Consider the following 24,329-nt stretch of genomic DNA (forward strand, 5'->3'; position numbering starts at 1 on the left):
AAACCTCAAACATCAATATTCCCCGCCCTTAACGCATTAGACTCAATAAACGCTCTCCGCGGCTCCACCTCATCCCCCATCAAGGTAGTAAAAATCCCATCCGCCGCAATCGCATCCTCGATCTGCACACGCAACAAGCGCCTCACACCCGGATCCATCGTCGTTTCCCACAACTGCCCAGGATTCATCTCGCCGAGGCCCTTATAGCGCTGTTTGGAAACATTGCGCTCCGCATCCGCCAGCAACCACCGCATCGCGCCCTTGAACCCCGTCACCAGCATATTCCGCTCACCACGCTTGATCACAGCCCCGGGCCCAATCAAACCCTTAAACGTCGCCGCCGTATGCATCAGCTGCTGGAAGTCCGCCGTTAGCAGAAACTCCTCATCAAGCACACTAACCTTAATATTGCCGTGATGCCTACGCTCAATCCTCAGCGCTCGCAGTTCCCGAATCTCGTCATAAACCGCACGCACCGTAACTTCCGGCTTCAACGGATCCGCCTGCAACGCAGCCTGTAACGCAGCCGCACTAACCTGAGTCGTTTCCTCCGAACTCAAATCAAGCGCAACCCCATCCATCACCGCCTCAAGCGCACTCGAATCAATCAACCGACTCAACCGATCTACAACCGCCTCAGCCAGCAAATAACTACGCGCCAACTCACCCAATGCATCACCCGCAATCGGCTCAGCATTCTCAGCCGGCGTAAGCGCAGCACCCTGCAACGCCAACTTCAACATATGCTGATTCAACTCATGCGTATCCTTCAAATACCGCTCTTCCTTGCCATGCTTGATCTTATAAAGCGGCGGTTGAGCGATATAGATATAACCATTGTCGATCAACTGCGGCATCTGCCGATAGAAGAACGTCAACAACAGCGTCCGAATGTGCGCACCGTCCACGTCAGCATCGGTCATGATAATGATCCGGTGATAACGCAACTTCTCCGGCTTGTAATCTTCGCTCCCGATCCCACAGCCCAGCGCCGTAATCAACGTAACGATCTGCTCCGACTGCAGCAACTTATCGTACCGTGCCTTCTCAACGTTAAGCACCTTCCCGCGCAGCGGCAAGATCGCCTGAAACTTCCGATCCCGACCTTGCTTAGCCGACCCACCTGCGGAGTCGCCCTCGACGATATAAATTTCCGACTTAGCCGGATCCTTCTCCTGGCAATCCGCCAGCTTACCGGGCAGCCCAACACCATCAAGCACACCCTTACGCCGCGTCATCTCCCGAGCACGCCTGGCCGCATCACGCGCGCGCGCCGCATCCACGATCTTCCCGCAGATAATCTTCGCATCGATCGGCGTCTCAGCCAGAAAATCCTCCAGCGCCTTCGCCACCACTTCTTCCACCGGCGCCCGCACTTCCGACGACACCAACTTATCCTTGGTCTGCGCACTGAACTTAGGCTCAGGCACCTTCACCGACAACACGCACGACAACCCCTCGCGCATATCATCGCCGCCGGTCTCCACTTTCGCCTTCTTCGCGATCTCGTGGCTTTCGATGTACTTATTGAGCACCCGCGTCATGGCCGCGCGCAACCCGGTCAAGTGAGAGCCCCCATCCCGCTGCGGAATGTTATTGGTAAAGCACAACACGTTCTCGTTGTAGCTATCGTTCCACTGCATCGCCACTTCGACGTTGATCCCATCCTTCATGCCGGAGACATGAAAGATGTTCGGATGCAGTACCGACTTCGCTTTATTAATGTATTCAACAAAGCCCTTCACGCCACCCACAAACGCAAAATCATCTTCCTTACCCGTGCGCAAATCGTTCAACCGAATCCGCACGCCATTATTCAAGAACGACAACTCACGCATCCGCTTGGCGAGAATATCGTAGTGGTATTCGATATTGCCGAAGATCGAAATATCGGCCAGAAAATGCACCTCAGTGCCGCGATGTTCCGTCGTGCCGGTCACCAGAATAGGCGACACCTTATCGCCATTCATATCCTCGACAATACGGTTCTGCGGAACGCCCTGATGGAATTCCATGAAGTGTTTCTTACCATCGCGGCGCACCGTCAAGCGCAGCCATTCCGACAGCCCGTTCACGCACGACACACCCACACCGTGCAATCCGCCCGATACTTTGTAGCTGTTCTGGTCGAACTTGCCACCCGCATGCAACTCGGTCATCACGATCTCAGCCGCACTACGCTTGGGCTCATGCTTGTCATCAAGCTTGATCCCGGTCGGAATACCGCGACCGTTGTCAGTCACCGAGATCGAGTTATCCGGATGAATAGTCACCTGAATATCATTACAGTGCCCGGCAAGCGCTTCGTCGATCGCGTTGTCCAGCACTTCGAATACCAGATGGTGCAGGCCGGTGCCGTCAGAGGTGTCGCCGATGTACATGCCGGGTCGCTTGCGTACGGCCTCCAGGCCTTCCAGGATCTGGATCGATGAAGCGCCGTAGCTGGTGTCGGGTTGCGTGGCTTGCGTATCACTCATAGTTTCTTCCGGTCTGCAGACTGCTAAACACTGCGATGCTAAAAACCCCAAAGGGGCCGGTCTTAAACCTGAGCCCCTTGGTGATGGTTGCGCGAATTTACGTCAAATGCGCATGGGCATGACCACGTACTTGAAGTTGTCGTTTTCGGGTACGGTGATCAATGCGCTGGAGTTGGAGTCGCCCAAGCTGACTTGCAGGAACTCGACCTTGAGGTTGGCGAGCACATCAAGCAGATAGGTGACGTTGAAGCCGATGTCGATCGAGTCGCCGTCGTAGGCAATTTCGAGCTCTTCCTGGGCTTCTTCCTGGTCGGCGTTAGTCGACAGGATCTTGAGCTGGCCCGGCTCGATCAGGCAACGCACGCCTTTGAACTTGTCCGACGTCAAAATGGCGGCGCGCTGCAGCGAACGCTGCAGTTCTTCACGCCCGATCATGAAGTGGTTTTTATAACCCTTCGGGATCACGCGCTGGAAATCGGGGAATTTGCCTTCGACCAGCTTCGACACGAGCTCGACCTGGCCGAAGGTGAATTTCACCTGCGTCGGCGCGATATCGATTTTCAACACATCGTCGAGGTCTTCGAGCAGGCGCTGCAATTCCAATATCGTCTTGCGCGGGATGATCACTTCCTGGCGCGCGAACGATGCGTCGGTTTCCATCGACGCGTAGGCGAGCCGGTGACCGTCGGTGGCAATCGCCATCAACTGGTTGCCGTCGACCACCAGCAGCATGCCGTTCAGGTAATAGCGGATGTCCTGTTGCGCCATCGCGAAGTGGACCATGCCGAGCAACTGGCGGAAGGTCTTTTGCGGCACGCTTAGGCTCGCGCCGTAATCCTTGGCTTGCGCGACCGTCGGGAATTCCTCGGCGGACAGCGTTTGCAGCGCAAAACGGCTCTTGCCCGATTGCACGGTCAAGCGCTTGTCTGACAGCGTCAGGCTGACTTCGCCATTGGGCATCGCGCGCAGGATGTCGAGCAATTTGCGCGCAGCAACCGTAGTGGCAACTTGGTCGCTACCGACGCCGAAGCCGGCATGCGTCGTGATTTGCAGTTCAAGGTCGGTGGACAGGAATGAAACGTCCGCCCCCGTTTTGGTGATCAGCAGGTTCGCGAGTATCGGCAACGTATGGCGGCGTTCGACGATGCCGCTGACTGTTTGCAGTGGCCGCAGAAGATTGTCTCGTTCGGTCTTGACCAATTGCATAGATTTCCTTCGAAAATTGAACGGCCCGACTGGTTTTTACCGGTTTTCAGGTCTGAATCGCTGGCTCGTTTGATCTGGCCCCGATTGCGCCCCGATTTGCGCTGTTGCCGCTTCCTGTACGTCAAAGCGGTCGACAGAGCAAACCCATATTGTGCCTCAAAAACAGCTTATTCCCTAAAATCACGATGGGTTGAGCGCTGGGTCCACATAAGTCGGGCTTAACTTATGCTTACCCCTCGCGCCGACTATCCACTTACCCCTTGAGCGTCTGCTCTAGCACGTGGAGTTCGTGATTAAGCTGGGCATCCTTGGTGCGCTCGTCGGATATTTTGCGCACCGCATGGAGCACCGTGGTGTGATCGCGCCCGCCGAACAGTTCGCCGATTTCCGGCAGGCTTTTCTGCGTCAATTCCTTGGCCAGGTACATCGCGATCTGGCGCGGCCGCGCGATATTGGCGGGCCGCTTCTTCGAATACATATCTGCAACTTTGATGTTGTAGAAGTCCGCCGCAGTCTTCTGGATGTTTTCCACCGAAATCTGGCGGTTCTGCACCGTGAGCAAGTCTTTCAGCGCTTCCTTGGTCAGCTCGATGGTAATTTCGCGGCCATGGAATTTCGAATACGCGAGGATCTTGCGCAGCGCGCCTTCCAGCTCGCGCACGTTGGAGCGCAGGTGCTTTGCGACGAAGAACGAAACGTCCTCGGAAACCGACACGCCTTCGATCAGCGCCTTGCGCATCAAGATCGCCACGCGCATTTCCAGTTCGGGCGGCTCGATCGCCACCGTCAGGCCGGAGTCGAAGCGCGAGATCAGGCGGTCGTCGATGCCCGAGATTTCCTTCGGATAGGTATCGCTGGTGATGATCACCTGCGCCTTGTTCGCCACCAGTGCCTCGAAGGCGTAGAAGAATTCTTCCTGGGTGCGCGATTTGCCGGAGAAAAACTGAATATCGTCGATCAGCAGCAAGTCGAGCGAATGGTAGTAGCGCTTGAACTCGTCGAACGCTTTTCGCTGATAGGCTTTGACCACGTCCGAGACGTATTGCTCGGCATGGATGTAGCGGATCCGCGCGCTGCCTTTTTCGTTCAGCAATTGATTGCCGATCGCATGGATCAAGTGGGTCTTGCCCAGGCCCACGCCACCGTACAGGAATAGCGGGTTGTACGACACGCCGGGGTTGTCCGCGACCTGGATCGCAGCGGCGCGCGCCAACTGGTTGGCTTTACCCGTTACGAAATTGTCGAAGGTCAGCACCGGGTTGAGCTTGGAGCGTTCGTAGGTGGTGCCGCTGTCGCTGCCTATGCGGTTTCCGGCGCCCGGGCGCCACGTACGTTGACCGGCGGCCGTTTCGTGCGCGTCGAGGCTGGGCAGGTCGACTTCGCCGGCGGCGTTATCAGCCGACGTGCTCTGCGTGATCAGGGCGCTGCTGCCGCGTGAAACGGCGTCGCCATTTTCAGTCGGGCCCGAAGACGGTGCTTGAGCCGGCTTGCCTTGAGCACGGCCTTGACCGGCCTTTTGATCGAGCACGAAATGCACTTCGATCGGCGAGCTCCAAAAATCGCGAGCGAGGTCGGAAATGCGTCCGGAAAACTGGTTTTTCACCCAGTCGAGTTTGAAACGGTTAGGCGCGGCGATGCTGAGCGTCTTGGCGCCTTCGTCGAAGGCGACGGGCCCGAGCGGCTTGATCCACGTCTGGAATTGCTGCGGCGTGAGTTCGCGTTCGAGATGCGCGGAGCAGTGTGCCCAAAAATCGTTCATGTATCCGTCTGAATTGATGCAATGCTCACCATCGGATTTCGTGCGCGCTCTACTAATGCTGCGTTTGCCTTACGTGCTGCCGGAGCGTCACTTAAGGGTCACGTGCAGCGCGGCACGATAGAGCGCAACCCGCTCGCCGGCAAAGGTGCGCGGGGCGGCGAGTGCGGTGCTCAAGCGTGCAGCGCAGGCGTAAATCAGATGATGTGGGTAATTTCGAATTGTCCATGATTTTACCGCCAAACTCACATCCCGGGCGAGTTATCCACAGGCTGCGATGCAGGATGCGCGCGCAGGCTTGCCGCTGCGGTTCGCGCCCAGTTTTGCATTCGATGTCCCGCAACGCGCGTAGTATCGGGCTCTAAATTCTTGACACTAAACGGAAAAACGGCTTAAATAGCGGGTTCCGCAAAACCGAATAGTGAACCCGTAGTCGTTGCACGATGCCCGCCGCGGTACTGCAAGGGCGCAACGGCCGGCTTAGTAAGCATTAATTAAGCGATAACCAAGCAGCTTGGTTATTGTTAACCGCGAGTGAGAGCAACATGAAACGTACATACCAACCGTCAGTAACGCGTCGCAAACGGACCCACGGTTTCCGGGTTCGCATGAAGACCGCCGGTGGCCGTAAAGTCATCAACGCGCGCCGTGCAAAAGGCCGCAAACGTCTGGCAGTCTGAGGCCGGCAGTGATCGCGCCTGCATCGCTCGTGCCTGTGCCCGTGCGATGCAAGTCGCGAGCGGCGTGAGCGTTCAATGGAATTTACATTGATCGCGCGCGCAGCCAGCTTCCCGAAAGCCGCGAGGCTTTTGAAAACGGATGAGTTCTCATCCGTTTTTCGTTTGCGCCCGTGGGCGCGTACCGAGCATTTTGTCCTGTATGGGCGCGCAAGTGGCGCCCCTGCGCGGCTAGGGCTCGTGATCGGCAAGAAATTCGCACCGCGCGCGGTTACCCGCAACCTGGTGCGCCGTTTGGCGCGTGAGGCGTTCCGGCGGCATCGTGCCGAGCTGCAAGGCTGGGATATTTTGATGCGCCTGCATAAACGTTTCGACAAGAAAGCCTTACCCGGAGCCGCTTCGCCGGCTTTGAAGGCTATTTGTCAGGCGGAAATTGCGACACTCGTCACAAACGCGGTGCATAATGCGTCGCGCCGGGCGGCAAACGCGACACCTCCAGTGACGCCGCCGGTCGAATCGGAATAATGCGGGATGAAAACCCTGCTGCTAGCACTGCTGCGCTTTTATAAACTGGCGATCAGCCCGTTCCTTGGCGACCGGTGCCGTTTCTATCCTTCGTGTTCCGATTACGCACGCGAAGCGATCCAGCGTCATGGCCCTGCAGAGGGCACGTATCTCGCGATAAAGCGGGTATGCCGCTGCCATCCTTTTTCGGCTGGCGGGATAGACGCCGTCCCCGAACGATCTTTCAACTCCAAGCGCTGAAGCGCTGCCCTCCCAGATATCGAGACGCCGCATGGTTATCACAAAACGCAACATTCTGTGGGCTATCTTCTTTGTGTCGCTGCTTATCCTATTCGATAACTGGCAGCGCTCGCACGGTCACCCATCGATGTTTTTCCCGAGCCCGGTCTCCACGCAGGCCGCGTCCGACGCGACGCCAGGCGCGAAGTCGGATCAGCCCGGCAGCGTGACCGCTCAGAATTCCGCAACCTTGCCCGGTGGCACGCAAGCTGCTGCCGTGCCGAGCCAGAAAGTCGAGTTCCAGACCGACGTCTTTAAAGGCGTGATCGATACGCAGGGCGCGACGATGAGCAAGCTCTCGTTGCTGCAGGATGGCGACGAGAAGAAAGACGACTACATCACGCTGTTCGACCAGACGCCGACGCATACCTATCTGGCGCGTACCGGCTTGACGGGCGGCAACTTCCCGAACCACAGCGACGTATTCACGCTGGTGCCGGGTCCGACCACGATGGCCCCGGGCAGCGACACGCTGGCGGTCAAGTTCGAGTCGCCGGTCAAGGATGGCGTGAAGGTTGTAAAGACCTATACGTTCACGCGCGGCAGCTATGTGATCGGGGTGTCGAATCAGGTGACCAATACCGGTACTGTACCGGTTACGCCTACGCTGTATATGGAGCTGGTGCGCGACGACCAGGCGGTTGAAACGCCACGTTTCTCGCATACCTTCATCGGCCCGGCTGTCTATACCAACGAACATCATTTCCAGAAAATGACGTTCGAAGATATCGACAAGAACAAAGAGGAATACGCACCGCAAGCCGATAACGGCTGGGTTGCCATGGTGCAGCATTACTTCGCCACGGCATGGATTCCGCAGCAAGGCGTGAAGCGCGATATCTACGTGCAGAAGATCGATCCGACGCTGTATCGCGTGGGTATGAAAGAGCCGCTGCAAACCTTGGCACCGGGACAATCGGTCGATATCTCGGCGCGCTTGTTCGCTGGTCCCGAGGAAGAGAGCATGCTCGCTTCGATCGCTCCGGGGCTCGATCTGGTCAAGGATTACGGCTGGGTCACGATCATCGCCAAGCCGCTGTTCTGGCTGCTCGACAAGATCCATGGCGTGCTCGGCAACTGGGGCTGGTCCATCATCGCGCTGACGGTGCTGATCAAGGCCGTGTTCTTCCCGCTGTCGGCAGCAAGCTATCGCTCGATGGCGCGTATGAAGGCGATCACGCCGCGGATGACCGCGCTACGCGAACGCTTCAAGGGCGAGCCGCAGAAGATGAATGCGGCGCTCATGGAGTTGTACAAGACCGAGAAGGTCAACCCGTTCGGCGGTTGTTTGCCGGTGGTGATCCAGATCCCGGTGTTCATCTCGCTGTATTGGGTGCTGCTGTCGTCGGTGGAAATGCGCGGTGCACCGTGGGCGCTGTGGTTGCACGATTTGTCGCAGCCCGATCCGTTTTACATCTTGCCGGTGCTGATGGCAGCTTCCATGTTCCTGCAAACGCGTCTTAACCCGACGCCGCCGGATCCGATGCAAGCCAAGATGATGATGTTTATGCCGCTGGCGTTCTCGGTCATGTTCTTCTTCTTCCCGGCCGGCCTGGTGCTGTACTACGTGGTGAACAACGTGCTGTCGATTACGCAGCAGTATTACATCACGCGCATGATGGGTAAGAAGAAAGCGGCCTGATAAGCGGGCGCGGGGTTTAACCCGAAGCCAACGCGTAATTCGCCCCGAAAAGCCGCCTGTGTCTTGTCAGACCAGGCGGCTTTTTCATGGGCGTCATTGCGCTAACACCCTCACTCCCGGAAAGCGGGCCAGTTGCGGCACGGCCTTGCGAATGTGCGCAAGCATCGCCGTTGCGGCGGGCGAGAAGGCCTTGCCCTCGCGACGCACCACGCCCACGCTACGTGTGAGCACCGGCTGGGACAGCAGCCTCAAGTTGAGCCGATTCAGCGGCGTACGCTGTGCCGCCAGCGCCGACATCACCGACACACCGAGCCCCCGCATCAATAAAGTCTCTATCGTCGCTGTGTTCGACACGCGATAGCGCGGCTGGCGCACTTCCTCGCTCAAGCCTGGCGTGTTGCTCAATTGATGCTGCATCCCCAGGTCCGGACTGAAGCCGATGATCCGGTATTCGCCGATCTCATCCCACGAGATTTCGCCGGTACTTTCAGCCAGCGCATGATGCGGCGCGAACACCACGCCGAATGAATCCTCGAGCAGCGGTTCGAACACCAGCTCCGGATCCGCTTCCCACGGGCTGCAGATGCCGAAGTCGACGTCGCCGTTGATGATGCGCTGCTGCACGCTTTCGGAATTGTCCTCGCGCAGATACACATCGATGCCGGGAAACGCGTCGATATACGTCGCCACCGCCTCCGGCAGCAACAGCGCCATGACCGACGGCACCGCCGCCACCCCGACCCGGCCCCGTTCGCATTTGCCCAGCGCTCGCATGTCGCCGATGGTCGAATCGAACTCATGCAGCAAACGTTTGGCAGATGGCAGGAATTCCTCGCCGGCCTCGGTCAGGTCGAGCCGGCGCGTGGTCCGATTGAACAACGACACGCCAAGATCTTGCTCCAGATGCTGGATCGTCAGGCTCAGCGCCGACTGGGTCACGAACAGCGCCTCCGCGGCTCGGGTCAAGCTGCGATGCTGGGCCACGGCGACAAACGCACGTACATGCCGCACCGAGAGGCGCCGTGTGGACCGATCTTCATTCATCAATTTTTCTCGTGAATAGCGTAGTTTTAATCGATTGTACTAGGGAAGCACGTCGCCCTACACTGAGCGCCAGTCTTTACGAGGAAACTCACATGTTGGTCGATCTTCGCCGGTACACGATCGTGCCCGGCCAGCTCAAGCCGTATCTCGCCATCTACGAAGCGCAGGGTTTGCCGGTGCAGCGCCGACATCTCGGCGACCCGCTCGGCTATTTCATCACCGAAGTGGGGCAGCTCAACCAAGTCGTGCATTTGTGGGGCTACGAGGATTTCGCCGATCGCCAGCGCAAGCGCGCCGCGATGGAGAACGATCCGGAGTGGACGGCGTACAAGCAGAAAACAGCGGAAGGCCGCTTCATCCACAACCAGGAAAACCAGCTCCTGATGTCGGCCCCCTGGTCGAAAATCTAAGCGGCTGTTCGCGAGAAAACCCGAGAAAACTATGAAAGTGATCATCTCCGACGACTACCAGGACTGCGTGAAGACGCTCGACTGCTATGCGTCGCTGGCGCGTGATTTCGAAGTCGAAATCCATCAGGACACCGTGACTTCGATCGACGAACAAGCCCGGCGCTTCGCCTCTGCTGACGCGTTGCTGCTGATTCGCGAACGCACGCCGATCAGCGCCGAGTTGCTCGCGCGGCTGCCGAACCTGAAATTCATCAGCCAGACCGGGCGGGCCGCCAACCACGTCGACCTCAAAGCCTGCACGGCGCGCGGCATTCCCGTGTGCTCCGAGGGCTCGGCCACGACTGCGGCTGCCGAGTTGACTTGGGCGCTCGTGATGACGTCGATGCGCAAGGTTCATCTCGAAGCAACGCGCTTCAAGGCCGGTCTATGGCAAGGCCACCTCGGTACCGGTTTGCAAGGCCGCACGCTCGGTATCGCCGGTTACGGCAAGATCGGCAGCGTGGTGGCGGGATATGGCCGCGCCTTCGGAATGCGGGTAGTCGCGCTGGGCGACCACGTGACGTCGATCGAGGCCGCGGCCAAGGACGGCGTGGAAACCGAGACCGACCGGAAAAAATTCTTTAGCCAGGCGGATGTGGTCTGCTGCCATTTGCGTCTGTTGCCGGCCACGCGCGGCTCGATCACGCGCGACGACCTGCTGGCGATGAAGCCGACCGCGCTGTTCGTCAACACAAGTCGCAGCGAAGTCGTGGCCGATGGTGCGCTCGAAGCGGCACTGACGGCCGGTCGCCCTGGTTTCGCTGCCGTCGACGTGTACGAGCGCGAGCCGATCTACAACGCCGATCATCCGCTGCTGCGGTTCGATAACGTGCTGGCCACGCCGCACATCGGCTATGTCGAGAAAGACACCTACGAGCATTACTTCGGCATCGCCATCGAGCAATTGATCGCATGGCGTGCCGGCCGGCCCATCAATTTGCTGAATCCGGAAGCCTGGACCGAACACGCCGCGCGTTGAAACCATCGCATCGACGCGCATCTCGCTCAACCATAAGAAAAGCAAAAACCAAACTGGCCGCAAGCCCTTCGGCAAGTGGCTTCCACAAGGAGACCGTAGTGGAGAATTCACTAGAATCGCTGACGATCAAGCGCGTGTACTGGCGCCTGATTCCGTTCCTGTTCGTGTTGCTCATCATCAACTACCTGGACCGCGTCAACATCGGCTTTGCCGCCCTGCGCATGAATCATGAGCTGGGCTTTAGCGCATCGGTATTCGGTCTCGGAGCCGGCATTTTCTTCATTGGCTATGCGGTGTTCGAAGTCCCCAGCAACATCATGCTGCATAAAGTCGGTGCGCGGCTTTGGATCGCCCGCATCATGGTGACGTGGGGGTTGGTGTCGGGCATGCTGGCCTTCGTGCATACGCAGACCTCGTTCTATGTGCTGCGCTTCTTGCTGGGCGTTGCCGAAGCGGGCTTTATTCCGGGCGTAGTCGCTTATCTGGCCTATTGGTTTCCCGTTCGTTACCGCTCGCGCGCCAACGCCGGCGTGATCATGGCGACCGCGATTGCCTCGGCGATCGGCTCGCCGGTCTCCGGTTTGTTGATGCATACGATGGACGGCATTAATGGGATCTCCGGCTGGCGCTGGATGCTGTTGTTCGAGGCTGTGCCCGCTGTGGTGCTGGGCCTGTTCGTGCTGGTCTGGCTGACCGACCGGCCCGAGCGCGCCAAGTGGCTCGCGCCGGACCAAAAGAAATGGCTGGTGAACGAACTGGCCAGCGAAGCCGCCAAGCTGGAGAAGACCGCCGACTTGCCGTTCCTGAAGATCGCCGTGATGCCGCGCGTGTGGAGCTTGTCTGCCTTGTTCGTGTGCTTTCTGACGGCCTTCTACGGCGTGCTGCTGTGGCTGCCGCAGATCATCAAGAGCATGGGCACGTCGAGCGACCTCGAAGTGGGCTTCCTGACCGCATTGCCGTTTTGCTGCGCGGCGCTGTCGATGAGCCTCGTCTCGCGTCATTCCGATAAAGTGGCCGAGCGCAAGCTGCACATCGCCATCTGCATGGTCGTTGGCGGCGTGGCCTTGCTCGCTTGCGCGTTTGTATCGCAGCCTGTCATCGGACTCGTGCTGCTTTGCATCGCCGCTGCCGGTATCTGGGGTTGCCTGGCTGTATTCTGGACGTTGACGGGTGAGTTCCTTGGCGGTGCGGCAGCGGCAATCGGCATTGCGCTGATCAACACCATCGGGCAGTTTGGCGGTCTGGCCGGCCCGTGGGTCGTCGGCATCATCAAGGACTTCACCGGCAACTTCTCGATGGCGCTAGTGGTGCTTGCAATCGCCGCGTTCCTCGCTGCACTGATCGCCTTTCTGCTGCCGGACCGTAAGCCCGCAGCGGCAGTCGGCAAAAATATGATGGCCGCTGATACCGCGCGTTAGAACGTCCGCATCGTTGTCCTTGATACCCCGAGCGCCCATCGCGCTCGGGCGTTCCGCAAAAATTCCTCGAGGTGCGTTCCCGTACTGAGGGAACTACCGCCCGCGTATTGAATCCCAAATACTGAACTCCATTCCCGGATCGCAAGCTCTGGGATCTTTGCGATTCTTAAAGGTGGGCGGGAGGCAACATGTACAAGGACCATAAACGCGGGCGCAGCCTGCTGGGTGCGGGCTTTCTTCCTGGAGGTGCGGCAGCGGCGAAACCCGCGCAGAGGGATGCAAGCCCGGGAACCTCGACCCAGGCGGCTACAGGGGGTGCACAACGCGGTGGCTACTGCGCCACTGCGCCGAGCCGCCAAGGCGACGAAATTTTCCTGGATCTGGCAGCGTTGTCGGCCGACCATGCCCAGGTTTTGAGGCAATACAGCGCGAGCGGGACTTCCAAAGAGGAAGCGCTGCGTAATCTGACCGAGCTCCTCGAAACCGAAATGGCGAAACTACTCGCGCTCGTCGAGTCGTTGAAGACCAAGCAGAAAACTTGATTGAACCGAGGGTGCCTTCGTGCAAGCTTGCCCGCTTGACGGAGGTGCTCATTCGCACGGCCTCGCGTTTTCCCTAGCAGGCCGTTCTCACGCTACCGTGCCCTGTCCGTGAAAGCGCGCCAAAAATTGCCGAGCCCGTGCCGATTCGGGCGCGCTGAAGAACTGCGCGGGCGGCGCGGTTTCCACCACTTGCCCCGCATCCATGAACACCACCCGGTTCGCAACTTGCCGCGCGAACTCCATCTCGTGCGTAACGATGACCATCGTCGCGCCTTCGCTTGCCAGCGCCTGCATCACGCTGAGCACTTCACCGACCAGCATCGGATCGAGCGCGCTGGTCGGCTCATCGAATAGCAGTACGTCGGGTTTCATCGCGAGGGCGCGGGCGATGCCGACGCGCTGTTTCTGACCGCCCGAGAGTTGCGACGGAAACTGGTCGCACTTCTCGGCAAGCCCGACTCGCGCCAGTAGTTGCTCCGCCTCCGCCCGGACATCGGCACGGTTGCGCTTGAGCACATGCAAGGGCGCCGCCATCACGTTTTCAATCACGCTCAAATGCGGCCACAAAGCAAAATGCTGGAACACCATGCCGATTTTGGCGCGCACCTGCGCCAGGTCGGCGTCGCTCATCTTCAAGCTGGTGTTGCCGCGCACACCCATGCGGTTGCCCGATACATGAATGCTGCCGGCATCGGGAATCTCGAGCCAGTTGATACAGCGCAGCAAAGTCGACTTGCCGCAGCCCGAGGGGCCGAGCAGGCAAACCGTCTCGCCCTTGGCCACTTTCAAGGAGACATCGCGCAGAACCTGATTGCTGCCGAAGGATTTGGAAATGCCGTTCAGGAGGAGCACATTCAGCGCAATGTCGTCCACCGCGGCCGCTGGGGTGCCTGCGTTGGATCCATCGGGCTTATGCGCGTCTGGGGCGCTGACAGGGATCGAATTCATTGAGCTTGCCGTTGAGTAGGGGTCACGACCTGCGTTGTTCTGCATACTTGTCGAGCATGCCGTTGGCGGCTTCGATCGCAAGGCAGATGCCCCAATACAGAACGACTGCCGTGACGAAGGCCGCGAACGGAATAAAGTAGGTCGCCTGGATGCTGGTCATCTCATGCGTGAGTTCCGATACGGCGATCACGGTGAGAAACGCGCTGTCCTTGACGATCTGGATCAACTGGCTGCTGATCATCGGCATTGCACGCAGCAGCACAGGCGGCAGGATGATATAGCGCAGCAAGGACACGCCGCGAAAGCCGAAGGCCTTGCCCGATTCGATCATCGTGGCTGGCAGCTCCAGCCACGCGCCGCGCATCAGTTCCGCCATGTAGGCGGTGTTGTAGAGTATCAGCGCGATCGCGCCAGATACCCAGTTCGACAAGCTGATGCCCAAGGTCGGCAAGCCGAAATAGATCAGATAAACGAACAGCAGGAACGGCGAACAGCGCATCGCATCGACATACAGCGCGGCGCTTTTCGCCACTGCCTTTTGCTTCGACATCAACAGGGCTGCCAGCACTGCGCCGAGCACGATCGAAGCGATTGCGGCGATCACGAGCAGGATCACGGTGTTGAGCAGACCTGCCAGTACGACGTCGCGCTGCCCCCAGATAACCAGGAAATCGCTCATGCCATCGCCCCGCTGGCGCGTTGACGGCGTTCGAGCGCACGCTGCACGCGCAACAAGGCGAACACGATCAAGCCGTATAGCAGCAGCGCGAAGATAAACGGCGGCAGTGGTTGGTAGGTATTCGCGCCTACGCGCAACGCTGCGCGCGTAATGTCGACGATACCGATTACGGCGACGGCCGGCGTCGACTTGATTTGCAGCGTCATTTCGTTGACGAGCCCGGGCAGGCTCGCCCGCCAGATTTGCGGAAACACGATCAATTTGAGGCGCACCCAGCGCGACATCGCAAACGCGCGCGCCGCATCGTATTGGTCGCGCGGAAACTCGATCAACGCGCTACGCCAGATCTCGCAGTTGAACGCCGAGGTACTGACGGTCAGTGCGAGTATGGCCGCCCCGGTCGGCTCGAGCGACAAACCGAGTTGGGGCAGCGCGAAATACACGAGCAAGGTCAGCGTGACGGTCGGGCATGACCGGATCACGCTGACGTAGCCATACACCAGCCGGCTGAGCACCGGAACGCGGGCCCAGCGTATCAATGCCAACGCCAGCCCGAGCGGGACCCCAAGCACGATGCTCACGAGCGACAGCGAGATCGTCGCCAGCGCGCCGCGCGTGATGCTCCAGTAATCGTATGCGGTCATCGACGGGCTCGCGGCAAATCAATTAATCGATTGCGGCATTGCTTCGAAGCTCGCACCGAGCCACTTCTTTTGCAGTGCGTACATTTCGCCGCTCTTGCGCAAATCGCTCAACGCGCCGTCCACGAGCGCCAGGGCTCCCGGATTGCCCTTCTTGACCGCCCATGCGATATAGACCGGGTTGCCAATCGGTTGGCCGATCACGAACGTGTCGGGGCGAGTCTGGATCAATGAGTTCAGGTTGATCTGCGTGTTGGCGACAGCGTCTACACGCCCAAGCGCCAGGTCCTGATAGATCTCGGGGTAGGACTGGTACTCGACGATTTGCTTGAGCCCTTTGCCGGTTTTCTTCTTCATCGCTTCGTCGAACGTTTTCAGATCGGCCAGCATTGCGCTGCCTGTCTGGACGCCGACTACCTTGCCGACCAGATCATTAGCCGAGGTGATGCTCGAGCCTTTTTTAACCGCGTAGAACGTGGTGGACTGCGCAAGCGGCGAAGTGAAATCGAATACTGCTTTGCGTTCGGGGGTGACCAGCACGGCTGTTACCGCCATGTCGTATTTGCCCGTCGTGACGCCAGGCAAGATGCCTGACCACGGCATGATTTGCTGCTTGATGTCGAGGCCGAGTTTCTTTTTGACCAAGGCCAGCATTTCGGTGTCGTAGCCGGTGGGCACGCCGTTGTCGACGAATTCGAACGGCTTGAAATCATCTTCGGTCGCAACGGTCATGGACCCGCGTGCCTTGATCGCGTCTGCGGTTTGGGCGCTTGCGGTGGCGCTCACGCCCAAGGTGGCTGCGAGCGTGAAGATGGCGAGTGCCGCGGCGCGGCGCATGCCGGCGCGTTGCGGACGGTCGGATGCGCGGCGTGGCTGACCGAAGGCGCGTGATACGAGAGACGACATGGATTTTCCCTTTTCGCTGTTGAGACCGTCTCCACGTGCGATGCACGTCGTCCGCGGTCGGGTGGAGTTCGCTGCACTCGCACAATTAGTACGGGTACTGACGAATTGTGCATAACCATGCAAGGCTCATGCCAGTAATGGGCCAGCGAACGCGCAAAAGGCCAGACGGAATCCGGCGCGTTTCGCGGCTCGAAATAAGCACTGTGCCGGTGCATGAATTGCGCGCCGAATGCTTGTACGGCGGTGCATGACGCACCGCTTTGGCTCGCACTGCAGGGGTCTGGAGAACGCCTTTCGTAGGACGACATTTAGCTCAGGCATATTTCCCGGCGGGGTAGTTCAAGTATCAGCCGTTTCAAGATAGGATGTATGCTGACGATATGCGTGAGGCGGCGCGGTTCTTGCGTCATGGTGCGGGACTACCATGTACCGGGTATCGATCCCGCTGAGAAAAAGGAGAGCGGCATGCAGGAGCCACAACAACATTCGAGTCGCGAGCTTGAGCCGATCGCGAGCGAGACCATCGAGGCAGGCGGGCGCTGGTCGCGGCGCCTGGAGGCGGGCGAGCGTTTGCGCATTGTCGACCTCGAAGGGCAACAGGCGGTCGACTTCCTTTGCTACTCGGCGAGCTTGCCGCTGGACCGTCTCAATGTGCCCAACACCATCAAACTGAATCGCTCGCTGTACGTGACCAAAGGCAACAAGCTCTACTCGGATCACGCGAAGACGCTCTTTACCGTGATCGAAGACACCTGCGGATTCCACGACACGCTGGCCGGTTGCTGCAGCAACGAGATGGACGAGTTGCGCTACGGCGTAGTCAAGACGCAGAGTTGCCGCAGCAATTTCGTGGCCGAGTTATCGAAATGGGCGTTGGCGCCTTCGGAAATCGTGTCGAACATCAATTTTTTCATGCGTGTTGCTTTCGATGCGCAGGGGCAGGTCGCGATCGAGCCTAGTTCATCGAAGGCCGGCGACTATGTCGAGTTGCGGGCGGAAATGCCGGTACTTGCCGTGCTGTCCAATTGCCCGCAGCAGAATAATCCTTCGTCGGGCTTTAAGCCGACGCCGATACACGTCAGCGTTTGGCCTGCCTCGCAAAGTGATCAAGATGGCGAGCGCTAAATTGCCCGTTGTTCCGCGGCGGCGCGTTGCGCGAGCGGCGACCAAACCGCCGGTCGCTGTATCCAGTGCGCGGGCACGGAACGAGCTGTCGGTCGCTGAATCCGGTACGCAGGCGATGACCGATTTGCCGATTGCCGAGTCGGCAGAGTCTGCTGATCAAGCGACGACTGATTGGCGTGGCACTTCGCTGGAGTCTCGGCCTGGCTTTCTGATTCGCCGGCTGCACCAGATTCACGTCGCGCTGTTTTTCGAAGAGTGTGCGCCGGAGGGGATTACGCCGGTGCAGTACAGCATCCTGACTGCGCTCGAACAACTGGGACCTTCCGAACAGATCGCGTTGTCGCGCGCGGTCGGTCTGGATCGCGCCAATACGGCGGATGTGATTACGCGACTTGTCGAGCGGCGCTTTATTCAACGCAAGGTTGCGCGTAGCGACAAACGTAAGAAAGTGGCCGAACTGACCGAGGTGGGACGCGCGCTGTTGGCCCGGCTTGAAGTGGGCGTCGCACGCGCGCACCAGCGCACGATTGAAAAATTACCGCCGGCCGCGCGTGAGCAATTCATGCAGCATCTGCAGTTGCTGGTCGAAGCAGGTAATGAGTCGAGCCGTACACCGGTTACGCGAGCGAAGGAGCGTGAGGCCGGCTGACCCCAGTTGACTACGCATCCATCCAGCTGACATGAGCGGCGACCACCTGCCAGCCGGCGGGGAAACGCACCCAGCTCTGCGACTGACGACCTACGCGCGGCTCACCCTCGCGTGTGAAGGTAATGTTCGCGACGGCAAAGTCGGCGCCGAACGTCGTGATAGAACGCGAGACGATCGTGCGCATCAAGCCACGCGAGGGGCGTTGTGCCCGATACGCCTGGATCTGCGCGTAACCCTGTAAATTTTCGGCGGCGCCGTAGCGTAGCGTGTGTTCGCTATTCCAGAACAGGGTGTCCAGCGTTTCTACTTGATTGCTCGTTAAGGCGAGTTCGTAGGCGTCGAAAGCGTCGCTCACTTCGGCAAGCGCGGCGGGGTCGTTGATCTGCATCGGCAAGGCGTCTCGGGTAGGGATAGTCAGGGAGATAGTAAGCCTATCTGTTGCCAAGCTCGGCGACGGCGGTGGCGAACAGTTCGGCAGGTGCGCTATACAAGCCGCGTCCGAGCAACCCGGTGCGGCCGTCCGCTGCGATCATCGCAATCGCTGCCAGCGGCGGAGTGCCGCTGACGCCGCTGGTGGCGACGGCGGCGGCGTCCAGGCCACAGCGAAGCGCGGCAGTATGCGGTGTGTGGGCAAAATAAGGGTGCACGCCGACTAGTAGGTTGGCTTGCTGCTTGCGACTATCGCTTGGCAACCAGGGGGCAAACACTTGTTCGATTTCCGGCGCGACTGCAAGCGCTTGGGCGCCGAAGCCTGCGCTGTCGATCACACCGCTGTCGCCCGTGAGCGCGGCTATCGCGTCGGTCGATGCGGGATTCATGCGTGGTCCGAGCGGGCTGCCGGTTGTGCAAGTCCACCAGCGATCAGGCGCGCCGGCTAGCCGGATGCCACACGTTTGCCCGTTGCCGGCGAGTGCGACGACGAGCGTCGAGGCTGCGTCCTGGCCGCCCGCCGACGCGGCATCGAGCATCAAGTGGCAGGCGGCCATCCAGAGCGTCAGGAAAAATAGTGGCGTCTGCTGCAACATGGCTTCGACCGCCGCACCGTGCTCGGGCCGCTGGCACGCTGCGAGCCGGGGCGACAACTGAGCGCTGAGTAGTTGTGTGGCGGTGGTAGTGCGGGCATGCAGGTCGTCGCCGGCGGCGAGTCCCGCCGCTGCGAGTGCCAGCAAATCGATGGGCTGCGTGGCCAACGCCTCGCTCAGGCACGGCGCGAGCACCGTGTCGCGCCACGCAAGGCGAGCCAGGATGGCCAGGTCGCGGCTGCCGAAGCGTATCTGTGCGCCCGCGCCGCTGCCGAGCAGGGACCAGGCGCGCCGCGCTGTTTGATCGGGCGCGGCGGCATCGCTGACTTCGACTAGCGAGGTGGTAGGCGATATCACTGCGGCCAGTGGTGTCACCACGCCATAGGATTGAGCCGGTACCAATTTGACCGTACCGTTCGCGATCAACAGTTCCGCTTCGGATTCGGTGCGAGCCCAGCCTTCGTATAGACAACACAACACCGCAGACGAGAGCACGGGTGCGGAGGGTTGCCGAGGATCGGCGTAAGGCGCTCCGGCATGCAGCAGCGTGTGATCGGGTAGACCGACTGCATCGCGCGCGCAACTTACGCTGCGCCACTGCGGGCGCGTAGCGTACAAGCGTGCCAGTGCGGCATGGTTGGCACGCGCACGCGGGGTGTCGGTCGTCTGAGGGAGTGGGTTAGTGGGGGTCATGACCGCCAACTTATGACGCTTTGCGACCGAAGCCGAACAGGTTACGTACACGATCCCAGAGCATCTTCCAAAACAGATTGCCGAGATCCAACGGGGCGACGGGCGGCGGTACTGTCGGGCGAGGAGACGAAGCAGCCGGAGCCGAAGCAGCCGAAGCAGCCGAAGCAGACTCGGGGGCAGACATGGCTTGCGTCGCTGCGGCCTCGGTCGCGTCGCCGCGCATTGCATTCGACGCAATCAACGCAGCGTCGTCGTTTGCCATAACTTGATGATCCGATGTACCACCCTCGCTCGGCACCGGACTTTGATTTGCCACCACATCGACCACAACATTGTCGCTGCCAACCGCGCTCAAAGACGCCTGCTCATCGAGTCGCTTTTTCAAATTGCCGGCAAACGCCTCAGTCAACCGCGTTGCCAGTTCGATCACTATCCCGCCGCGTGAAAACTGCGCCAGTGCGCCCGCGATCGTATAGTCGACCTTCACATCGACGCCGGTCTCACCCGGTACGCTCGCGTCCAGCGCGAACGCGGCCTCGCCCTTAACCCGCGACGCGCTCTTGCGATCGATGCCGGTGCCGCTGACACTGCCGCGATACGCCGCCTCGTCCAGTGTCATCAACCCATCGCCGGCGAAGGTCGCGACAATCGGGCCGAGCTTGATGGTCATCGCCAACTTTAACTGACCCTCTTGCGGTTCGGCGCTCAACGCCGCGCCCGGCAGGCAGGCGACAATCGCGGCCGTATCGTGAAAGCAGGCCCACACTGCATCGCGCGGATAAGGTACGGTAAAACGCTGTGTAATTTCCATAGTGTGGCTCGGCCTAATACACGTTAGATGACACGTTAAATGAGGTGGCTAGATCGGGCGCTCCGACAAAGCCGGAATGACCCAACGCTTAGCTGCAGGATTCAGCGCAAGCGCACTCAAGCCGTCACGGCGTCCGGCTGCCGCACGACGCCGACGTCGCGGCGTGCATCGAGCACGCGCCGAATCGCACGCACAAGGCCCACGTACCCGGTACAGCGACATAGATTGCCCGACAATTCCAGGCGTACCCGCGCGTCATCGGCATCGGGCAACCGGCTCACGATATCGCGCGCCGTCATCAACATGCCCGGCGTGCAATACCCGCACTGCAGCGCATGTTCGGCGCTGAATGCCGAGCGCAGTTGCGCCATCAGCGGATCTTCGTCGAAGCCTTCGATGCTCTGCACCTGCGCACCGGCACAGGCAATCGCGGGGGTAATGCAGGAGCGTGTGGGCACGCCATCGACCAGCAGCGTGCAAGCACCGCACACGCCCTGCTCGCAGCCGATATTGGTGCCGCACAACAACTGCTGCTCGCGCAGAAAATCGGCGAGGTGGGTACGCGGCTCGACGAAGGCCGCAACCTTGACGCGATTGATGACCAACTCGATAGGCTTCTTGATGGTGTCGCTCATTGTGGGGTCCTGCGATATTCGCGGGCCATGCGCGCCGCGCGTTCGAGCGCCACGCGATGAACCTGATAGGAATAGCTGCCCGGTTCCAGGCCAGCGTGTTCGAGATGTTGCGCGAGCAACGCGGGGTCGTCTCGCTCGAGTAGCGGGCTGGCGTTAGCTATCAGGAAGGGCGGCGCGTCGATGGCGCCGATCACGGCGCGGCACACGCCACTAGCGGCATCGTCGTAGAAAGCGGCGATCGCCTCGGCGAATTCGCCCGGCTTGCGGTTGAACTTGTAATAGCTCCAGCGCGCGGTCGGTGCCAAGCGCTGTATGCGCACCGCCGTGAGGAGTTCGTCGGGTTCGAGCGCAGTGGTGAAGGCACCGGCCATCCAGGCGTCGCTCGCGACCACGCGCTCACCGGTGGGGCCGCTCACGAGGAACTGCGCATCGAGTAGCCGCATCACGTTGATCCAGTCCGCTGCGGGGTCCGCGTGCGCAAGGCTGCCGCCTACGGTTCCGCGATTGCGCACCGCGCGGTATGCGATACCCGCCGCGACGAAAGGTAACAAGCCCTGCGTCACGTCCTCAATGCGGCAGTCTTCGATCTCGGCATGCGTGATACCGGCGCCGATCACGAAGTAGTGGTCTTCATGCCGACATTCGCGCAATGCGGCGATGCCACGCACATCGACTAGCAACTCGGGTTGAGCCAGACGCAAATTCATCATCGGCCCCAAGGACTGATTGCCCGATACGAACTTACCCATGCCGTCGCTCGCGGCGACGAGGCGAACGGCCTCAGCGCGATCGGCGGGTTTGAAATAATCGAAGCGCGCGGCTTTCATGCGGCGACTCCCGCTAACGGCGTAGACTCGCGCGCAGCCACAGCGAGCGCTTCGAGAATGACACGCGGTGTAATCGGCAATTGACTGACCTCAGCACCAAGCGGGCGCAGCGCATCGTTCACCGCATTCGAAATCGCCGCGGGCGAACCGATCGCGCCGCTCTCGCCTATGCCTTTCTGCCCGAATTCCGTATAGGGCGACGGCGTCTCCATATGCTCGATGCGGATCGCCGGCACTTCCGTCGCACCGGGCAGCAGATAATCGGCCAGGGTCGAGGCGAGCGGTTGACCATCCTCGCTATAGGGCATCGCCTCGTAAAGCGCGGTGCCTATGCCTTGCGCGGCGCCACCATACACTTGTCCATCGACCACCATCGGATTGATCAGCACACCGCCATCTTCGACGATCACATAGTCGAGCAGTTCGACCTTGCCGAGATCCGTGTCGACGGCCAGCACCACCGCATGACACGCATAACTGAACGTGCCGGTGTCGCGCCGGGCTTGATAGCTGGTGGCCACTTCGAGGCCGCGCGGATCCACATCGGGCGGCAACAATTGCGGCTTCAGGTGCCAGACGTGAGCGATCTCGGCGATGCTGCGGCGACCGCTCGCACCAACCGCTGCACCCGCTTCCCAAGTAATTTGTTCGATCGGTTCCTGCAGCAACCACGCGCCGATTTTCATCAGCCGTTCCTTGAGCTCCTTGGCCGCCTTGCCCACTGCACCACCGGCCATCACGATCGAGCGCGAGCCCCAGGTTCCGGTCGAATAAGGTGTAACGCCCGTATCGCCGAGCACCGTGCGCACTCTATCGGTATCGATGCCGAGCACTTCGTGCGCAATTTGCGCCAGCGTGGTCTCCATGCTTTGCCCGTGCGAATGAACGCCGGCACGTAGCTCCAGCACGCCGTCGGGTGTCAGCCGCATCACCACAGGCTCGAAGCCCGGCACCATCGGAATACCCCAGCCGTGATACACCGAGGTGCCGTGCGCGCCCTGCTCGCAAAACACGGCCAAGCCGAATCCGATACGGCGACCGTCCGGTTCGCCCCGACGCTGACGCGCGCGTACCGCGGGTAAGTCGATGGCCGCGATGGCGCGACGCACCGCTTCGGGGTAGTCGCCGCTGTCGAAGTGTTTGTTGGTGATGTTGTCGTACGGCATTTCATGCGGGCCCACCAGATTACGCAGCCGCACTTCGTACGGTTCGAGTCCGGCGGCAACCGCGATCGCGTCCATTACTGTTTCGATCGCGTAGCAAACCCCCGTGCGCGCCACGCCGCGATACGGCAGGATAGGCGGCTTGTTGGTCGCTACCGACCACGTATGACAGCGATAGCGCTCCATCTTGTACGGTCCGGGCAGGATGCTGCCGACCTGCGCCGCTTCCAGACACGCCGAAAACGGATACGACGAATACGCGCCCGAATCGACACTGGCTTCGCAATCGACGGCCAATAGCCGGCCATCGTGATCGGCATAGGCGGTGATGTCGTAGTCGTGCTCGCGGCAGTTCGCGTTGGCCGTGAGTTGCTCGCGCCGGTCTTCGATCCAGCGCACCGGACGTCCCAGGCGCATCGCCAACCAACCCAGGCAGACTTCCTCGGGCAGCAGGATGCCCTTGTAGCCAAAGCCGCCGCCCACGTCGGGCGAGATCACGCGCACTTGGCCTTCGTCGAGGCCCAGGCACTGCGCAAGACCGGTGCGCGTGACATGAACCATCTGCGCAGAGGTGTGAACGATCAGTTGCGAGAGCCGTTTGTCCCAATGCGCGACGACACCGCGGCCTTCCATCGGTGCCATGCTTTGGCGTGCGGTGCGCAGCTTGCGCTGCACTTTGATCGGGGCACTGTTCCGGATTGCATCGAAAGCCGCGTTAGGCTCAGTGTTGATACTCGTTTCGAGGAATACGTTATCGCCCCAGTGTTCGTGTACCAGTGCCGATTCGGGCAGGCGTGCCGCCAGCATGTCGGTGACCGCGGGCAGTTCTTCGAAATCGACAAACACCTGGGCTGCGATATCTTCGGCAGCGGCGCGCGTTTCGGCCACGCACATCGCGATCGTCTCGCCCACTTGCCGTACCTTGCCGCTCGCCAGCACCGGTTGCTCTGAGGATTTGAACCCGGGCAACGACGAATTGGCGACGATAGGCAGCACGCCGGGCAGATCGGCCATCGTGTAGACGGCGTGCTCCAGGCCGGCCGGCTTTTCGATGCCGATGATGTGACCATGTGCAATCGGGCTGCGCACGAACGCCACATCCAGCATGCCGACCATGCGGATATTGCCGACGTACTCGCCGCGCCCGCGCATGAAACGGTCGTCTTCCTTGCGGGTAAGCGGTGCGCCTATGCCTTGCGGCCTGCTGGCATGTTCTAGCGGGTTCATCTCGGCTCC

24 protein-coding genes are annotated in these 24,329 nt (G+C 60.3%); 10 read left to right on the forward strand and 14 right to left on the reverse strand.

From position 1 onward, the window contains the following. Positions 1 to 5: 5 nt before the first annotated feature. The 3 genes from gyrB to dnaA all read right to left on the reverse strand — a co-directional run bounded on the left by gyrB (position 6) and on the right by dnaA (position 5,442). Positions 6 to 2,477 (reverse strand): DNA topoisomerase (ATP-hydrolyzing) subunit B, encoded by a 2,472-nt coding sequence (gene gyrB, locus GSQ77_RS05170; RefSeq protein ID WP_158899740.1) that lies wholly within the window; start codon positions 2,475 to 2,477, stop codon positions 6 to 8. A 102-nt stretch (positions 2,478 to 2,579) separates the two neighbouring features. Then, positions 2,580 to 3,683: a DNA polymerase III subunit beta gene (gene dnaN / locus GSQ77_RS05175; RefSeq protein ID WP_158899742.1), complete on the reverse strand. Its 1,104-nt coding sequence runs from the start codon at positions 3,681 to 3,683 to the stop codon at positions 2,580 to 2,582. A gap of 253 nt (positions 3,684 to 3,936) precedes the next feature. Next, entirely contained in the window at positions 3,937 to 5,442 is a 1,506-nt protein-coding gene (dnaA, locus tag GSQ77_RS05180; protein ID WP_158899744.1) for a chromosomal replication initiator protein DnaA, read from the reverse strand. 542 nt (positions 5,443 to 5,984) lie between these two features. On the opposite strand from dnaA, the gene rpmH reads away from it, so the two are divergent. The 4 genes from rpmH to yidC all read left to right on the forward strand — a co-directional run bounded on the left by rpmH (position 5,985) and on the right by yidC (position 8,562). Continuing rightward, positions 5,985 to 6,119 carry a 50S ribosomal protein L34 gene (gene rpmH, locus GSQ77_RS05185; RefSeq protein ID WP_006998755.1) on the forward strand — a complete coding sequence of 45 codons (135 nt, stop codon included), beginning with the start codon at positions 5,985 to 5,987 and terminating at the stop codon, positions 6,117 to 6,119. Between the two features lie 75 nt (positions 6,120 to 6,194). Further along, entirely contained in the window at positions 6,195 to 6,641 is a 447-nt protein-coding gene (rnpA, locus tag GSQ77_RS05190) for a ribonuclease P protein component (RefSeq protein ID WP_158899746.1), read from the forward strand. A gap of 6 nt (positions 6,642 to 6,647) precedes the next feature. Continuing rightward, entirely contained in the window at positions 6,648 to 6,881 is a 234-nt protein-coding gene (gene yidD / locus GSQ77_RS05195; RefSeq protein WP_158899748.1) for a membrane protein insertion efficiency factor YidD, read from the forward strand. Positions 6,882 to 6,912: 31 nt separating this feature from the next. Beyond that, a complete protein-coding gene (gene yidC, locus GSQ77_RS05200) occupies positions 6,913 to 8,562 on the forward strand; it encodes a membrane protein insertase YidC (RefSeq protein ID WP_158899750.1) in 1,650 nt (549 codons plus the stop codon). Between the two features lie 93 nt (positions 8,563 to 8,655). On the opposite strand, the gene GSQ77_RS05205 is transcribed toward yidC, so the two are convergent. Next, positions 8,656 to 9,606: a LysR family transcriptional regulator gene (locus GSQ77_RS05205; protein ID WP_158899752.1), complete on the reverse strand. Its 951-nt coding sequence runs from the start codon at positions 9,604 to 9,606 to the stop codon at positions 8,656 to 8,658. A gap of 92 nt (positions 9,607 to 9,698) precedes the next feature. Between GSQ77_RS05205 and GSQ77_RS05210 the strand changes: the two genes are divergently transcribed. The 4 genes from GSQ77_RS05210 to GSQ77_RS05225 all read left to right on the forward strand — a co-directional run bounded on the left by GSQ77_RS05210 (position 9,699) and on the right by GSQ77_RS05225 (position 12,994). Then, complete coding sequence (locus GSQ77_RS05210; protein ID WP_158899754.1) at positions 9,699 to 10,016, forward strand: NIPSNAP family protein; 318 nt, start codon at positions 9,699 to 9,701, stop codon at positions 10,014 to 10,016. A 31-nt stretch (positions 10,017 to 10,047) separates the two neighbouring features. Then, positions 10,048 to 11,034, forward strand: coding sequence for a D-2-hydroxyacid dehydrogenase family protein (locus tag GSQ77_RS05215; protein WP_158899756.1), 987 nt, complete (start codon positions 10,048 to 10,050; stop codon positions 11,032 to 11,034). A 98-nt stretch (positions 11,035 to 11,132) separates the two neighbouring features. Then, positions 11,133 to 12,452, forward strand: coding sequence for an MFS transporter (locus GSQ77_RS05220; RefSeq protein WP_158899758.1), 1,320 nt, complete (start codon positions 11,133 to 11,135; stop codon positions 12,450 to 12,452). Positions 12,453 to 12,640: 188 nt separating this feature from the next. Continuing rightward, positions 12,641 to 12,994 carry a hypothetical protein gene (locus GSQ77_RS05225; protein WP_158899760.1) on the forward strand — a complete coding sequence of 118 codons (354 nt, stop codon included), beginning with the start codon at positions 12,641 to 12,643 and terminating at the stop codon, positions 12,992 to 12,994. An 87-nt stretch (positions 12,995 to 13,081) separates the two neighbouring features. Here the strand turns inward: GSQ77_RS05225 and GSQ77_RS05230 are convergent, their stop codons facing one another. Genes GSQ77_RS05230 through GSQ77_RS05245 form a run of 4 tightly spaced genes read right to left on the reverse strand, consistent with a single transcriptional unit; the run spans position 13,082 to position 16,168 of the window. Continuing rightward, positions 13,082 to 13,942, reverse strand: coding sequence for an amino acid ABC transporter ATP-binding protein (locus tag GSQ77_RS05230; RefSeq protein WP_158899762.1), 861 nt, complete (start codon positions 13,940 to 13,942; stop codon positions 13,082 to 13,084). Between the two features lie 22 nt (positions 13,943 to 13,964). Further along, entirely contained in the window at positions 13,965 to 14,621 is a 657-nt protein-coding gene (locus GSQ77_RS05235; protein WP_158899764.1) for an amino acid ABC transporter permease, read from the reverse strand. Then, positions 14,618 to 15,265 carry an amino acid ABC transporter permease gene (locus tag GSQ77_RS05240; RefSeq protein WP_158899766.1) on the reverse strand — a complete coding sequence of 216 codons (648 nt, stop codon included), beginning with the start codon at positions 15,263 to 15,265 and terminating at the stop codon, positions 14,618 to 14,620. Before GSQ77_RS05240 ends, GSQ77_RS05235 begins: the two co-directional genes overlap by 4 nt. Before the next feature lie 18 nt (positions 15,266 to 15,283). Further along, positions 15,284 to 16,168 carry a transporter substrate-binding domain-containing protein gene (locus tag GSQ77_RS05245; protein WP_158899768.1) on the reverse strand — a complete coding sequence of 295 codons (885 nt, stop codon included), beginning with the start codon at positions 16,166 to 16,168 and terminating at the stop codon, positions 15,284 to 15,286. A gap of 465 nt (positions 16,169 to 16,633) precedes the next feature. Here GSQ77_RS05245 and GSQ77_RS05250 point away from each other — a divergent pair, with 465 nt between their 5' ends. After that, a complete protein-coding gene (locus GSQ77_RS05250) occupies positions 16,634 to 17,293 on the forward strand; it encodes a DUF1989 domain-containing protein (protein WP_158899771.1) in 660 nt (219 codons plus the stop codon). Continuing rightward, on the forward strand, positions 17,280 to 17,942 hold the full coding sequence (locus tag GSQ77_RS05255; protein WP_254067450.1) for a MarR family winged helix-turn-helix transcriptional regulator: 663 nt from the start codon (positions 17,280 to 17,282) through the stop codon (positions 17,940 to 17,942). The genes GSQ77_RS05250 and GSQ77_RS05255 overlap by 14 nt, the downstream gene beginning before the upstream one ends. 10 nt (positions 17,943 to 17,952) lie before the next feature. On the opposite strand, the gene hpxZ is transcribed toward GSQ77_RS05255, so the two are convergent. The 6 genes from hpxZ to GSQ77_RS05285 all read right to left on the reverse strand — a co-directional run bounded on the left by hpxZ (position 17,953) and on the right by GSQ77_RS05285 (position 24,320). Then, complete coding sequence (hpxZ, locus tag GSQ77_RS05260) at positions 17,953 to 18,330, reverse strand: oxalurate catabolism protein HpxZ (RefSeq protein ID WP_158900462.1); 378 nt, start codon at positions 18,328 to 18,330, stop codon at positions 17,953 to 17,955. Positions 18,331 to 18,373: 43 nt separating this feature from the next. Further along, positions 18,374 to 19,657, reverse strand: coding sequence for a DUF1116 domain-containing protein (locus tag GSQ77_RS05265; protein ID WP_158899773.1), 1,284 nt, complete (start codon positions 19,655 to 19,657; stop codon positions 18,374 to 18,376). Between the two features lie 10 nt (positions 19,658 to 19,667). Beyond that, positions 19,668 to 20,468, reverse strand: coding sequence for an SRPBCC family protein (locus GSQ77_RS05270; protein WP_158899775.1), 801 nt, complete (start codon positions 20,466 to 20,468; stop codon positions 19,668 to 19,670). Between the two features lie 116 nt (positions 20,469 to 20,584). Further along, a complete protein-coding gene (locus GSQ77_RS05275) occupies positions 20,585 to 21,103 on the reverse strand; it encodes a (2Fe-2S)-binding protein (RefSeq protein ID WP_158899777.1) in 519 nt (172 codons plus the stop codon). Continuing rightward, entirely contained in the window at positions 21,100 to 21,930 is an 831-nt protein-coding gene (locus GSQ77_RS05280; RefSeq protein ID WP_158899779.1) for a xanthine dehydrogenase family protein subunit M, read from the reverse strand. Before GSQ77_RS05280 ends, GSQ77_RS05275 begins: the two co-directional genes overlap by 4 nt. Further along, positions 21,927 to 24,320 (reverse strand): xanthine dehydrogenase family protein molybdopterin-binding subunit, encoded by a 2,394-nt coding sequence (locus GSQ77_RS05285; protein WP_158899781.1) that lies wholly within the window; start codon positions 24,318 to 24,320, stop codon positions 21,927 to 21,929. Before GSQ77_RS05285 ends, GSQ77_RS05280 begins: the two co-directional genes overlap by 4 nt. Positions 24,321 to 24,329 lie beyond the last annotated feature (9 nt).

The organism is Burkholderia sp. L27(2015), from assembly GCF_009765705.1.
In the GTDB taxonomy this organism is placed as follows: Bacteria; Pseudomonadota; Gammaproteobacteria; order Burkholderiales; family Burkholderiaceae; genus LMUX01.